At 57.0% G+C, this 13703-nt stretch carries 9 protein-coding genes; 7 read left to right on the forward strand and 2 right to left on the reverse strand.

Going from position 1 to position 13703, the window contains the following annotated elements; translation table 11 throughout:
• Nucleotides 1-533: 533 nt before the first annotated feature.
• The 5 genes from hydN to gbpA all read left to right on the forward strand — a co-directional run bounded on the left by hydN (nt 534) and on the right by gbpA (nt 8305).
• Nucleotides 534-1079, forward strand: a complete 546-nt coding sequence (hydN, locus tag ACSPHG_RS23145) for an electron transport protein HydN (protein WP_435955811.1) — start codon at nt 534-536, stop codon at nt 1077-1079.
• A gap of 35 nt (nt 1080-1114) precedes the next feature.
• Nucleotides 1115-3265, forward strand: a complete 2151-nt coding sequence (gene fdhF, locus ACSPHG_RS23150; protein WP_435955812.1) for a formate dehydrogenase subunit alpha — start codon at nt 1115-1117, stop codon at nt 3263-3265.
• Between the two features lie 150 nt (nt 3266-3415).
• The gene (gene hypF / locus ACSPHG_RS23155) at nt 3416-5635 is read left to right on the forward strand and encodes a carbamoyltransferase HypF (protein WP_435956082.1); all 2220 of its coding nucleotides are present in this window, start codon (nt 3416-3418) and stop codon (nt 5633-5635) included.
• 4 nt (nt 5636-5639) lie between these two features.
• Nucleotides 5640-6665, forward strand: coding sequence for a HoxN/HupN/NixA family nickel/cobalt transporter (locus tag ACSPHG_RS23160; protein ID WP_435955813.1), 1026 nt, complete (start codon nt 5640-5642; stop codon nt 6663-6665).
• A gap of 224 nt (nt 6666-6889) precedes the next feature.
• A complete protein-coding gene (gbpA, locus tag ACSPHG_RS23165) occupies nt 6890-8305 on the forward strand; it encodes an N-acetylglucosamine-binding protein GbpA (protein ID WP_435955814.1) in 1416 nt (471 codons plus the stop codon).
• Between the two features lie 81 nt (nt 8306-8386).
• Here the strand turns inward: gbpA and avtA are convergent, their stop codons facing one another.
• The gene (gene avtA / locus ACSPHG_RS23170; RefSeq protein ID WP_435955815.1) at nt 8387-9649 is read right to left on the reverse strand and encodes a valine--pyruvate transaminase; all 1263 of its coding nucleotides are present in this window, start codon (nt 9647-9649) and stop codon (nt 8387-8389) included.
• A gap of 321 nt (nt 9650-9970) precedes the next feature.
• Between avtA and ACSPHG_RS23175 the strand changes: the two genes are divergently transcribed.
• Nucleotides 9971-10438: a transglycosylase SLT domain-containing protein gene (locus ACSPHG_RS23175; RefSeq protein WP_435955816.1), complete on the forward strand. Its 468-nt coding sequence runs from the start codon at nt 9971-9973 to the stop codon at nt 10436-10438.
• A 5-nt stretch (nt 10439-10443) separates the two neighbouring features.
• Here the strand turns inward: ACSPHG_RS23175 and ACSPHG_RS23180 are convergent, their stop codons facing one another.
• Entirely contained in the window at nt 10444-12462 is a 2019-nt protein-coding gene (locus ACSPHG_RS23180; protein WP_435955817.1) for an alpha-amylase, read from the reverse strand.
• Between the two features lie 314 nt (nt 12463-12776).
• On the opposite strand from ACSPHG_RS23180, the gene ACSPHG_RS23185 reads away from it, so the two are divergent.
• Nucleotides 12777-13625 carry a protein bax gene (locus tag ACSPHG_RS23185; RefSeq protein WP_435955818.1) on the forward strand — a complete coding sequence of 283 codons (849 nt, stop codon included), beginning with the start codon at nt 12777-12779 and terminating at the stop codon, nt 13623-13625.
• Nucleotides 13626-13703: the final 78 nt, after the last annotated feature.

Below are 13703 nucleotides of genomic sequence, written 5' to 3' on the forward strand. Positions count from 1 at the left end.
CGTTGACGAAAAGGAATTGCGAGATGCTTTCCAACTCCTCGTTATTTGCTGAATTACGGTGGATGGCGCTTGCGCTTATCTACCCTGCGATTTATGTCCGACAATTCGGTGGATGGCGCTAACGCTTATCCACCCTACGGTTCGCGTGTAGCGTGTAGGTCGGGTAAACGACGTGCCACCCGACAATTTCAGTTCGCGTGTCGGTCGGGTAAACGACGTGCCACCCGACAATTTCACTTCACGTGTAGGTCGGGTAAACGACGTGCCACCCGACAATTTCAGTTCACGTGTAGGTCGGGTAAACGAAGTGCCATCCGACAATTTCAATTCACGTGTAGGTCGGATAAGCGTTAGCGCCATCCGACATGATTCCACGTCCTCTGTCATTTGCCCAAATGACATCGTCATAAGTGTCGATGTCACTGTCATCCCGCCCCGGATCAATGCTCAACCCCTTGAATAGCGCTAGCTTCAAACCTGGCACGCTTTATGTATATCAATGCCCACAATAACAATCTCACCAGGAGCTTATGATGAACCGCTTCATCATTGCTGATTCGAGCAAATGTATCGGCTGCCGCACTTGTGAAGTCGCCTGCGTCGTCTCCCATCAGGAAGATCAGGACTGCGCGTCGTTAACGCCGCAGGCCTTCCTTCCGCGTATTCACGTCGTAAAAGGCATGAATATTTCTACCGCCATGATGTGCCGCCAGTGCGAAGACGCACCCTGTGCGAACGTCTGCCCGAACGGGGCCATCAGCCGCGAACACGGCTTTGTGAACGTGATGCAGGAACGCTGCATCGGCTGCAAAACCTGCGTTGTCGCCTGCCCTTACGGGGCGATGGAAGTGGTCGTTCGCCCGGTGGTGCGCAACAGCGGCGCGGGCCTGAACGTGCTGGCTGAAAAAGCCGAAGCGAACAAGTGCGACCTCTGCCACCACCGCGAAACGGGCCCCGCCTGCATGGAAGCCTGCCCGACCAACGCCATCCTGCTGGTCGATCGCAATAAACTCGAACAGATGAGTGCCGAAAAACGCCGCCGTGCCGCTTTCGATGCCACTTCGTCTTTGATTTTTTAATCCCTTATCTTCAGCTTTTAACAGGTCTGTTACTGATGAAAAAAATTACCAGCGTCTGCCCATACTGCGGTGCGGGCTGCAAACTGAAACTCGTTGTCGACAATAACAAAATTATCCGTGCCGAAGCCGCCGAAGGCGTGACCAACCAGAACGAACTTTGCCTGAAAGGCTATTACGGCTGGGATTTCCTCAACGACACCAAGCTGCTGACGCCGCGCCTGACGCAGCCGATGATCCGCTATGAAAAAGGCGGCAAGCTCCAGCCGGCGAGCTGGGAAGAAGCTATTCGCTACACCGCAAAACGCCTCAAGGACATCAAAGAGCAGTTTGGCCCACGTGCGATCATGACCACCGGTTCGTCACGCGGGACGGGCAACGAAACCAACTACGTGATGCAGAAATTTGCGCGCGGCGTGCTGAACACCAACAACGTGGACTGCTGCGCTCGCGTGTGTCACGGGCCGTCGGTAGCCGGTTTGCAGGTGACGCTGGGCAACGGCGCAATGAGCAACTCCATCGGCGATATCGAAAACTCAAAATGCCTGCTGGTCTTTGGCTATAACTGCGCCGATTCACACCCGATCGTGGCGCGTCGCGTCATTAAAGCGAAGGAAAACGGCGCAAAAATCATCGTTTGCGATCCGCGTCGCATCGAAACGGCGCGCATTGCCGATCAGCATTTGCAGCTGAAAAATGGCTGCAATATGGCGCTGGTCAACGCCTTTGCGTACGTGCTGCTCGAAGAGAATCTCTACGATAAAGAGTACGTCGCGAAATTTACCGAAGGGCTGGACGCCTACCGCGAAATCGTTAAGGGCTACGCGCCGGAAGACGTGGAACACCTGACCGGCGTTCCGGCCCAGCAGGTTCGTCAGGCGATGCGCACCTTCGCCGCCGCGCCTTCCGCCACCATCATGTGGGGCATGGGCGTCACCCAGTTTGGCCAGGCGGTGGACGTGGTGAAAGGGCTTTCGAGCCTCGCGCTGCTGACCGGCAACCTGGGGCGCGAAAACGTCGGCGTCGGCCCGGTTCGCGGGCAGAATAACGTGCAGGGCGCCTGCGACATGGGCGTGCTGCCAAACCAGTTCCCCGGCTATCAGGACGTGGTTAACCCGGAGGTGAGGGCTAAGTTCGCCAACGCCTGGGGCATTAACGCCGCAGATATGGACGCCGAAGTGGGCGTGCGTATTACCGAGGTACCGCACCTGGCGCTGGAAGGCAAAATCAAGGCCTATTACATCATGGGCGAAGACCCTTTGCAGACCGAAGCGGACCTGGGCCTGGTGCGCAGCGGCTTCGAGGCGCTCGACTTCGTGGTGGTACAGGACATCTTCATGACCAAAACCGCCGAGGTGGCCGACGTGCTGCTGCCCGCCACCTCCTGGGGCGAGCACGGCGGCGTGTTCACCTGCGCGGATCGCGGCTTCCAGCGTTTTGAAAAGGCCATCGAGCCGAAGTACAACGTCAAGCGCGACTGGGAAATCATCAGCCTGCTCGCCACCGAAATGGGCTACCCGATGCGCTACGACAGCAACCAGAAAATCTGGGACGAGATGCGCGAACTGTGCCCGCTGTTCTACGGCGTGACCTACGAAAAAATGGGCGATATGGGCCACGTGCAGTGGCCTTGCCCAACGCTTGACCATCCCGGCACGCCTTATCTCTACAAGGACAGCAGGTTCGATACGCCAACCGGCAAAGGCCAGCTGTTTGCCGCCGAGTGGCGCGCGCCTGCGGAAGTGCCGGACGAGGATTATCCGCTGGTGCTCTGTACCGTGCGCGAAGTGGGCCATTACTCCTGCCGTTCGATGACCGGCAACTGCGCCGCGCTGCAAACCCTCGCCGACGAACCGGGCTTCGTGCAGATGCACCCGGAAGACGCGATGCGCCTCGGCGTGAAGGACAAACAGCTGGTGTGGGTCAGCTCCCGGCGCGGCAAGGTGATCAGCCGCGCGGACGTGAACGAGCGCATCAACAAAGGCTCGGTGTACATGACCTATCAGTGGTGGATCGGCGCGTGCAACGAGCTGACGCAGGATAATCTCGACCCGATTTCCAAAACGCCGGAAACCAAATATTGCGCGGTGAACGTCAGCCATATTGCCGACCAGCAGTGGGCCGAAACGTACGCGCAGACGACGTACAGCGATATGAAGGCGAGGTTGCGCCAGGCGGTTGAGGCGTAATTTCATCCTGGTAAGCGGTGGATGGCGCTGGCGCTTATCCACCCTACGAAGGTTGAGCGGATGTAGGTCGGATAAGCGTTAGCGCCATCCGACGTCCGCCACTTGAATTTTCAACATCTTACAGGATAAAACGTGAATTTTAACGGCGTGATGCTGCGCATTCGCGGCAAAGTGCAGGGCGTTGGCTTCCGGCCTTTTGTCTGGCAGCTGGCCCAGCGGCTCAAGCTCTGCGGCGACGTCTGCAACGACGGCGCGGGGGTTATCGTGCGCCTCGCGGCAGATGCACACGAGTTTGTCGCCCAGCTTCACGCCCACTGCCCGCCGCTGGCGCGTATTGACGACATTTCGTCATCGGCCATGCGCTGGGAAACCCTGCCGCAGGATTTCACTATTCGCCACAGCGATACCGGCACGATGGATACGCAGATCGTTCCGGATGCCGCTACGTGCCCGGACTGCCTGCGCGAGCTAAACGACCCTGCCGACCGCCGCTATCGCTACCCGTTTATCAACTGCACCCACTGCGGGCCGCGCTTTACGATAATCCACAGCATGCCGTATGACCGGCCTAAAACGGCGATGGCGGCTTTTCCCCTCTGCCCGGCCTGCGACGCCGAATATCGTCATCCGATGGACCGACGCTTTCACGCCCAGCCGGTGGCCTGCCCCGACTGCGGGCCGCAGCTTTTCTGGCAAAGCGGCGAGCAGCATCTGGCGCGCGGGCTGGCGTTGCAGGAAGCGGTTTCGGCCCTTAAGGCCGGGCAAATAGTCGCGGTTAAGGGCCTCGGCGGTTTTCATCTCGCCGTGGATGCGCGCAACGGCGCGGCGGTACGGCGGCTGCGCGAGCGCAAGCGTCGCCCTACCAAGCCGCTGGCGGTGATGCTGGCGAACGGCAACGGCCTGCCTGCCGACGTCATGGCGCTGCTCAACGCTCCCGCCGCGCCCATCGTTCTGCTGGATAAATCATCGTTGAGCGAGTTAAGCGACGCTATCGCGCCGGGCCTGACGGAAGTCGGTGTGATGCTGCCCGCGAACCCGCTACAACACCTGCTGATGCAGGACTTTGGCGGGCCGCTGGTGATGACCTCCGGCAACCTGAACGGCAGGCCGCCCGCGCTGACCAACGAGCAGGCGCTGGCCGATCTGGCAGATATCGCCGACGGCTGGCTGCTGCATAATCGCGATATCGTTCAGCGCATGGACGACTCGGTAGTGCGCGCCAGCGGTGAAATGCTGCGCCGCGCGCGGGGCTTTGTGCCGGACGCCCTGCCGCTGCCGCCGGGCTTTAACGATCTGCCGCCGATACTGGCGACGGGTTCGGATCTGAAAAACACGTTCTGCCTGCTGCGCGGCGGCCAGGCGGTGCTCAGCCAGCATCTTGGCGATCTCGCCGAAGAGGGCGTTGCGCAGCACTGGCAGCGGGCGCGGGCGCTGATGTGTCAAACCTATGATTTCACCCCGCAGCACGTGGCCGTTGACGCGCATCCCGGCTATCACAGCGCCAGACTGGGCCGCGAGCTGGGCGCGCCCGTTAGCGAAGTTTTGCATCATCACGCCCATGCCGCCGCCTGCCTTGCGGAACACGACTGGCCGCTGGACGGCCCGGAGGTGATTGCGCTGACGCTGGACGGCATCGGCATGGGGGCGAATAACGCGCTGTGGGGCGGCGAATGCCTGCGGGTGAGCTATCGGCGGTGTGAGCATCTCGGCGGTCTGCCCGCCGTCGCGCTGCCGGGCGGCGATCTGGCGGCGCGCCAGCCGTGGCGCAATCTGCTCGCGCACTGTCTGGACTTCGTTCCGGACTGGCAGCAGCGGTCAGAAACGGCGGCGGTTCGCGAGCAAAACTGGCAGCCGCTGGCGAACGCCGTGGGTCGTGGCATCAATTCGCCACCGGCTTCCTCTACGGGACGATTGTTTGACGCGGCGGCCTGCGCGCTGAACTGCACGCCGCAAAGCCTTAGCTACGAAGGGGAAGCGGCCTGCGCACTTGAAGCGCTGGCATCGCAAAGCGCCGAGTGCCTGCATCCCGTCACCCTGCCGCTTCTCGACGCCAGGCTAGATTTAGCGACCTTCTGGCAGCAGTGGCTCAGCTGGTGCGAACCGGCCCCGGTGCGCGCCTGGGCTTTTCACGATGCGCTGGCGAAAGGTTTTGCCGATCTCGCCCGCCTGCATGCCGAAAAGCTGGGCATTAAAACGATTATTTTTAGCGGCGGCGTGCTGCATAACCGCCTGATGCGCGAGCGTTTTAGCCATCATCTCGCCGATTTCACGCTGCTTTTCCCAAGCCTGCTGCCCGCGGGCGACGGTGCCCTCTCATTCGGCCAGGCCGTCATTGCCGCCGCCCGTTTAACCCCCGCTTCTCAAGGATAAAAAGATGTTCGTGCGTGTACTTCGCAATAATCCCCGCGCCGCTGCGCTGCTGGCGGTGCTTGCCGCCGCCAATCTTGCCGCCTGGGCATGGGCGCTGGCATCGTTTCACCACAGTACGGCGCTGATGGCCGCGAGCCTGCTGGCCTGGTGCTACGGCCTGCGCCACGCCGTGGATGCCGACCACATTGCCGCGATCGATAACGTGACGCGCAAGATGATGCAGCAGGGCAAGCGTCCGTTCGGCGTTGGCGCGTGGTTCTCGCTCGGCCATTCGAGCATTGTGGTGCTGGCCTCGATCGCCATTGCCGCCACCGCTGCCGCATTCCAGAGCAAAATGGACTGGTTCCACGACGTTGGCGGCGCGATCGGCACGGCGGTTTCCGCCTGTTTTCTGCTGGCGATGGCGCTGGTGAATCTGGTGATTCTGCGCGGCGTGTGGCGCAGTTTTCGCAGGCTCAAGCGCGGCAAACCGCTGGCGGAAGCGGAAACGGATTTCAACGGCGGCGGCATGATGAGCTGGCTGTTCCGCTCCACCTTCCGGCTTATCGGCAAAAGCTGGCATATGTATCTGGTGGGCTTTCTGTTTGGCCTCGGCTTCGATACCGCTACCGAAATTGGCGTGCTGGGAATTTCGGCCGCCAGCGCGTCGAGCGGCATGTCGATCTGGTCGATTTTGGTCTTTCCGGCGCTGTTTGCCAGCGGCATGGCGCTGGTGGACACGCTCGATAACGTGATCATGGTCGGCGCTTACGGCTGGGCGTTCAACAAACCGCAGCGCAAAATCTATTACAACATGACGATCACCGGCACCTCCGTCGTCGTAGCGCTGTTTATCGGCGGCCTGGAAGCGCTGGGGCTGCTGGCGGACAGGTTCGATCTGCATACCGGCGCTTGGCGCTGGGTGAACATGCTTAACGATAACCTCGGCAACGCGGGCTTCGCGGTGGTTGGGCTGTTTATCGTCTGCTGGGGTATTTCGATGCTTAATTATCGCCTGAAAGGGTACGACGCTTTGCCCGTTATTCACTGATCGAGGGGCAAGATATTTTCTTGCCCAAAACCGCTTAATAGATTCCAGATTATTGTCAGAATTAACTTAAACACGTTATTCCCTATTGCTGAGATTAATGTCCATATAAATACATAGATTGTTCACCCTCTCTATATTGATTAGATTGTGAAAGCCGGATTTTCCGGCTTCATGCGTTTTATTTGAATTAACTATTTATATTATCAATTATATTGAGGATATGTATGAATATACGTAATTGCGTTATTTCATCTATTATATTGGCCTCACCAATATATTCATGGGCACACGGTTATATCTCATCGCCGGAAAGCCGTGTTTATAGCTGTAGCCTGAACCACAATTCCGGCTGCGGCTCCGCGCAGTATGAACCACAGAGTATGGAAGCGCCGAGCGGGTTCCCGGCAAGCGGCCCCGCTGACGGCAGCCTCGCCAGCGCCGGGCACAGCAACTTTTCTGACGTAGACGAGCAAACCGCAGGCCGCTGGGCAAAACAGCCGATGAGCGCGGGCCAGCATAACTTTGTCTGGACCCACACCGCCCCGCATCGCACCGCAAACTGGCGCTATTACATCACTAAACAGGACTGGTCCCCTAACCAGCCGCTGTCCCGCGCGGCCTTTGAAAGCAAGCCGTTCTGCCAGTACGAAGGCTACGGCGACGCGCCTAATTCCACGGTCACCCACAGCTGTAACGTCCCTTCGCGCACCGGCTATCAGGTCATTTATGGCGTATGGGAAATCGCGGATACCTCCAACAGCTTCTATCAGGTTATTGACGTTGATTTCGGCGGCGGAAGCACGGTAGTGGATCAGTGGAGTAAACAGATTGGCCAGATTCAGCCGCGTGAAGATCTGAATACCGGCGATAAGGTGATTGCCCGTTTATTCGATAATACTTCTGAACTTACCGCTCAGAATATTACCTGGACGGTGCCAAACGCCACGCAGGGAAAAGCCAGCAGCTGGGGTTATAATTTCGCCAGCCAAATAAATAAATCGAGCAATACTTTACGCGCGGGCGTGAAAGACGGTGCTGGAAATATTTCTCCAACTTATGGAGATAACAATATTTATACAGCTGCAAACGGTAATCTGAGCCGGGTTGAAATTGAGATCCAGCCGCAGGCACCGGTTAATGTGAACAGCTTCACGCTGTCTAATCTCAACCAGGATTACGACGCGGCACGTAAAACGCTCAGCCTGAAATATGACGTGGCGGTGAAGGGCTCTTTAGATTTGACGATGAGCGTTTTTGGCGCGGATAACAGCCAAAAAGCGCAGCAGAAGGCCGCGGTGACCAACAACACCGTGACCTACACGCTTCCTGTCAGCAATGTCTCGCCGGGCAATTATACGCTGGTGGTGGTAGCAAAAGACGCGGCCGGCACGCTGTCGCAGCAAAGCCAGGCCTTTAGCCTGACGGACAGCGCCGCAGGCGGAAAATACGACTACGTGTTCCCGCAGGGCCTGTCGAGCTACAAAGCCGGTACCCGCGTTCTGCAGCCTAAGGACAATAAGGTTTATCAGTGCCGTCCGCTGCCTTATGCAGGCTACTGCAAGCAGTGGTCGAAAAGCGCGTTTGGCTATGAGCCTGGCTACGGTTTCGCCTGGCAACAGGCCTGGACGCTAGCGAAGTAACAAAAAAAGCGGGAGCATCCTCCCGCTTTTTTTATGGTTCATTTCCTGCTGCGGGCGGCGGCGACGCCTTACCCGCCCTACTCAATTCCCTTGGTCCGCTTCGGCCCAGGCTCGTTCGATTTCTTCCGCCAGAATCTTCACGCCCGCCTCTATCTTTTCTGGATCCGGCACGTAGTTCATGCGCATGCACTGGTGCGTGTGCGGCCACGGCTTATCCAGACCAGGGAAGAAGTAATCCCCCGGCACCATCAGCACGCCGCGCTTTTTCAGGCGCTGGTAGAGCAGTTCGGTGGTGATCGGCAAATCCTTAAACCACAGCCAAAGGAAAATCGCCCCTTCTGGCTTGTGGATCAGGCAGCGTTCCGGGGACAGGTAGCGGCGAATAACGGCGATAGTTTCCTGAACGCGCTGATAATAGAAGGGTTTGATGACGTTTTCGGAAAGGTGTAGCAGATCGTTACGCTTGATCATCTCGGTTGCCATCGCGGGGCCAATGCCGCCCGGCGCCAGGCTGATGATGCCGTTCATGTTGCTGACGGCGGAGATGATTTTTTCGTTGGCGATGATGATACCGCAGCGGGTGCCCGGCAGGCCTAGCTTCGACAGGCTCATGCACAGCACGATATTCGGATTCCACAGCGGGCGGGCTTCCGTAAAGATAATGCCGGGGAAAGGCACGCCGTAAGCGTTGTCGATAACCAGTGGGATCCCGTGCTGATGGGCCAGCGCGTCGAGCTTAATCAGCTCTTCGTCGGTGATGACGTTGCCCGTCGGGTTGGTCGGACGCGAGACGCAGATCATGCCGGTGTCTTCGCCGATGTGCAGATGCTCGAAATCGACGTGGTATTTAAACTGGCCTTCCGGCAGCAGTTCGATGTTAGGACGCGCCGAGACAAACAGGTCCTCCTCAAGGCCCGAATCACCGTAACCAATGTATTCAGGCGCAAGCGGGAAGAGCACTTTTTTAGTGCTGCCATCCGCATGGCGACCGGCAAACAGGTTAAACAAGTAGAAAAATGCGCTTTGGCTGCCGTTTGTCAGTGCAATATTCTGTGGTTCGATATCCCAGCCTAATTCGCTGCGCAGCATCGCGGCAAGCGCGTTCAGAAGCTCACTTTTCCCCTGCGGACCGTCGTAGTTGCATAGCGCGTCGGTCATTTTCCCGCTCGCCAGCATGTCTGCCAGCAGGTTTTGAAAATAATCGTTCATCGCTGGAATCTGTGCCGGGTTACCCCCGCCGAGCATGATCGCGCCCGGCGTACGTAAACCGTCGTTGAGGTCCTCCATCAGGCGCGTGATGCCTGCGTGGCGGGTAAATTTGTCGCCGAAAAGTGAAAACGTCATAACGTAAATCTGTCGCTTGCTGTCGAAAAGAGGCTAACCATAACGCCGTGAAAGACGCGGTGCAAACTTAGCAGACGCGGCCTCAACCGTCGCAATCTCTAATAAAGTGGGTTTAGTCAGCGAAATATGCTGAAAAGAAAGTTTCAATGGCAGCCCTTGAGCCGGGCGGAAATTGCATAACGTTAAGCAGAAGTGAATCTTTTATTTACTGTATCTAGCTGACTGTCTGGACTAACCTTGTCCGCTCTTGAGTATAGCAGCCGCGTTTTACGCCGCTTTTTAACACGCACGGAGCGTCCACACCATAAGGCACCTTCATGGATGAAAAAGTCAACGTTACTCATGCTGGCGTTACTGCTAACGCCCGCAGTGCAGGCCAAATGTTACGATCGCGCAGGAAAAGCCTTTAACATCGAACCCGATCTCCTTCGCGCGATTTCGTTTCGCGAATCCTCCTGGCGAGCCGACGCGCTAAACGTTATTTCCCCCACCGAATACGCCGTGGGGTATATGCAAATCCATTCGCAAAACTTTAAGCATCTGGAAAAGCTCGGCATCACGCCGGAAGATTTGCGCACGGATGCCTGCCTGAATATCCATGCCGGAGCCTATTATCTCGCGCTGGCGTTTAAGCGCTGGGGCGTGAGCTGGCGAGCCGTAGGTGCCTATAACGCAGGCTTCCGCGAGACGGCTAAGCAGGAAGCCAAACGCCGTAAATACGCCCGTGAAGTTCAGGCTATTTACAAAGAGATCCGTAAATCTAACCCGCTTCAAAGCGCCAAGCGCTGAGGCTTTTACGGGTTGCCCGCCCAAACCACCATGATTTTGTCATCGCCCGCCTGGCGGCTAAACCCGTATCCCTCTTTCATGCTGAGGGTGTTTTGTTTACCGGACCCCACCGCCGGGTGACGCGCGCGGAACTGGCTGATTTTCTCCCAGTGCGCGAGCGTGGCGGCATTTTTCCCCCAGTTCATATCGGAACGCGTGCCCTGTAGCGGGTCGGATCCCGTTGGGCCAAACGGCCGCTCGGTTTCGTCGCCATAGAAGATCTGCACCGCGCCCGGAGCCAGCAGCAGCAGTTCTGCCGCCCGCTGGCCGCCTTCGCGGAACAGGCGGGTATCGTGCGAGGAAAGGTAGCTAAGTACGTTGAAATCCTGCAGTTTGTCGGCCATCTGCTGCCATGTGAGATCGATGTTCGACAGGCAGTCGACAGCTTTTGCCGCCTGCTCCTGATAGTCAAAGTTGATCATCGCGTCGAAGCCGCTGTTGTAATAGTCGCTTCGCATGACGCCGTGGCCCCAGGATTCGCCCGTCATCCAGAACGGCGAGTCGTCCATCGCCTTGTCCGGGTTGGCTTTCTTCCACGCCCCTAGCGCCTCAACCGACTGCGCTTTCAGCTGCTTCCACGCCTCTTTTTCCACGTGTTTTGCCGTATCAACCCGGAAGCCGTCGATGCCGTAGTCGCGCACCCACTGGCTGAGCCAGTGCGTCATGTAATCGCGCACCGTGTACCCCGCAATCTCTTTAGCGTTGGTGTCCGGCTTGTGGCGGTAAAACACCGGCAGCCCGGCGACCTTCGTGGACTCGGTTTTTATATCCGGCAGGAATGCGAGGGACATGGTGATGTCGTCAAAACCGGGGTTGTCGTAATCGCCGATGTCGGTGCGTATCCAGTTCTTGCCCCACCAGTCTTGCCAGGCGGTTTTGTCGCTGAAATTGATGTAATCATTGAAGGTGTGCCAGCTTTGGCCCGGGCCGGGCTGCCAGTCGGTCCAGCGTTTGCCGAGGGTTTTAGTTATTTCATCGCCCTTGAGATACAGCGCGCCGAACTGATACTCCTGCATGTCGGCAAGCGTGGCATAGCCGGTGTGGTTCATGACGATATCAAACAGGATGCGAATGCCGCGCCTGTGGGCTTCGTCCACCAGCTTGCGCAGGTCGTCTGCGGTGCCCATGTTGGCGTCGAGCTTCGTCCAGTCCATCGTGTAGTAGCCGTGATAGGCGTAATGCGGGAAGTCGCCTTTGGTGCCGCCACCGACCCAGCCGTGAATCTGCTCAAGCGGCGAACTTATCCACAGCGCGTTCACGCCGAGATTTTGCAGGTAGTCTAGCCTGCTGGTTAGGCCCGCCAGGTCCCCGCCGTGGAAGGTGGCAATTTCGTCCATGCCGTCTTTGTGGCGGCCGTAGCTGTGGTCGTTGTTCGGGTTGCCGTTTTCGAAACGGTCGGTCAGCACGAAGTAGACCGTCGCGTTGTGCCAGCTAAACGGCGCGATTTTCTCCGTCGACGCGCTTTCCAGCAGCAGCAGTCCGTTGCCGTTTGCCGCAGGCATCATGCTTATCTGGCCCTGCTTAACGGTGGCCGTCTGGCCGCTGTAGAAATCACGCACCCGCTGGCCTTCGGCGAAAGTTTTGCTGACGTCCAGCGTCAGGGGCTTGCCGTCCCATTTCGGGCACTGGCGGGTGACGTCAACGGGCGCGGCGGCTGCGGTGCTTTTTACGCTCAGCATCAGGGTTGGCGTGCCGCTTCGCGTGTCGATTTGCACCTGATAGTCCCCGGCGCGGAAAAGCTTCCACTGCGGCGCGTCGCCTTCACAGGGTTTGAGCGAGAGCATCTGATTGAGCCTGATGGTTTCGGCGGGCTGCCAACATGCCTGGTCAAGCTTCAGGCTAAGCGGCAGCGCCCCTTTTTCAAGCTTTGAATCGCTCACAAATAGCCCAGGGCTTTGTTCTTTAAAGCTTTCCAACCCCGCAGCGGACCAGTTGGCCAACGCGAGCCCCGGGAACAGCAAAAGCAGCAGAGGAATTTTTTTCATTTTTTTTGCCCATGGGTATCTTTTAACCAGTGTGGCATTGTTTTCGCTTGGGATATTCATCCTGAAAAGGGGCTGCGGAGGGAGGAGAGAGCAGGATGAGTGATCTGGGTATCATTTCGTTAAAATATGCGATAACTCTCGCATATTGCGATACTTTTCGCCGTCATAAGAAGATCGTACGTGACAACGTTTCAGATTGGGATTATTTCTTTTGGTGCCCTGGCAGGTTATTTTTGTTAGTATTCGCCTTTACTTTTTCCGAATCCTTTGACGATTAAGGCACACGAGACGCAACGATCCGCCCAGGAGATCTAATGATATCAACCCCAATCCGACGATTTGGGGCTGCGATACTTATGTTACTCACCTTCAGTTTTTCAACTGGGGTAATAGCAAGTAAACATGAGCCAAAATCGCATAAAGCCCATGTAGTTAAAACAAAAAGTACCAAGATACACAGCACGAAAAAACCAAGTAAGAAACTGGCAAGTAGTAAGAAAGAGTATTCTCGCAATAGTGAATTGGCATCGCTCCCTGATTTGCGAAAATACCCTTCCGGAACACCTAGAAAAAAAGCGTTTCTCCGGACGGTCATGCCATACATTACTAGTCAAAATGCTGCTATCACCGCCGATCGTAACTGGCTTGTCTCTAAGCAGTACGAAAAGCGCTGGTCGCCGTCTGAGCGCACGCGCCTGAAAGGCATTACTCAGCGCTACAAAATTGCATGGAACGGTAATACCAGCCGTGTGCCGTGGAATCAGCTGATGGAAAAAGTCGACATCATCCCTACCAACATGGTGGCAACGATGGCGGCGGCTGAGAGCGGTTGGGGTACGTCCAAACTTGCGCGCAGCAACAATAACCTTTTCGGCATGAAATGCGGCACGCGTCACTGCAACAGCGGTTCCGGCAAGGTAAAAGGTTACCAGCATTACGATTCAGTGAAGGAAGGCGTGAGCGCTTACGTTACTAATCTGAATACGCATGCGGCATACAAATCATTCCGTAAATCGCGCGCGCAGCTGCGTAAAGCCGATCAGGAAGTAACGGCCAGCAATATGATTCATAAGCTGAAAGGCTACTCGACGAAAGGTAATAGCTATAACAATTATCTGTTTGCTATGTATCAGAGTAACCAGCGATTAATGGCTGCTAACTAATTACAAAAATAGCGTTGTTAAAACTAAGTTAATAATAATAGATACATTTGAACGCCTTCCTTCAGAAGGCGTTTTTTT

Source organism: Dryocola baronae, assembly GCF_051297175.1.
In the GTDB taxonomy this organism is placed as follows: Bacteria; Pseudomonadota; Gammaproteobacteria; order Enterobacterales; family Enterobacteriaceae; genus Dryocola.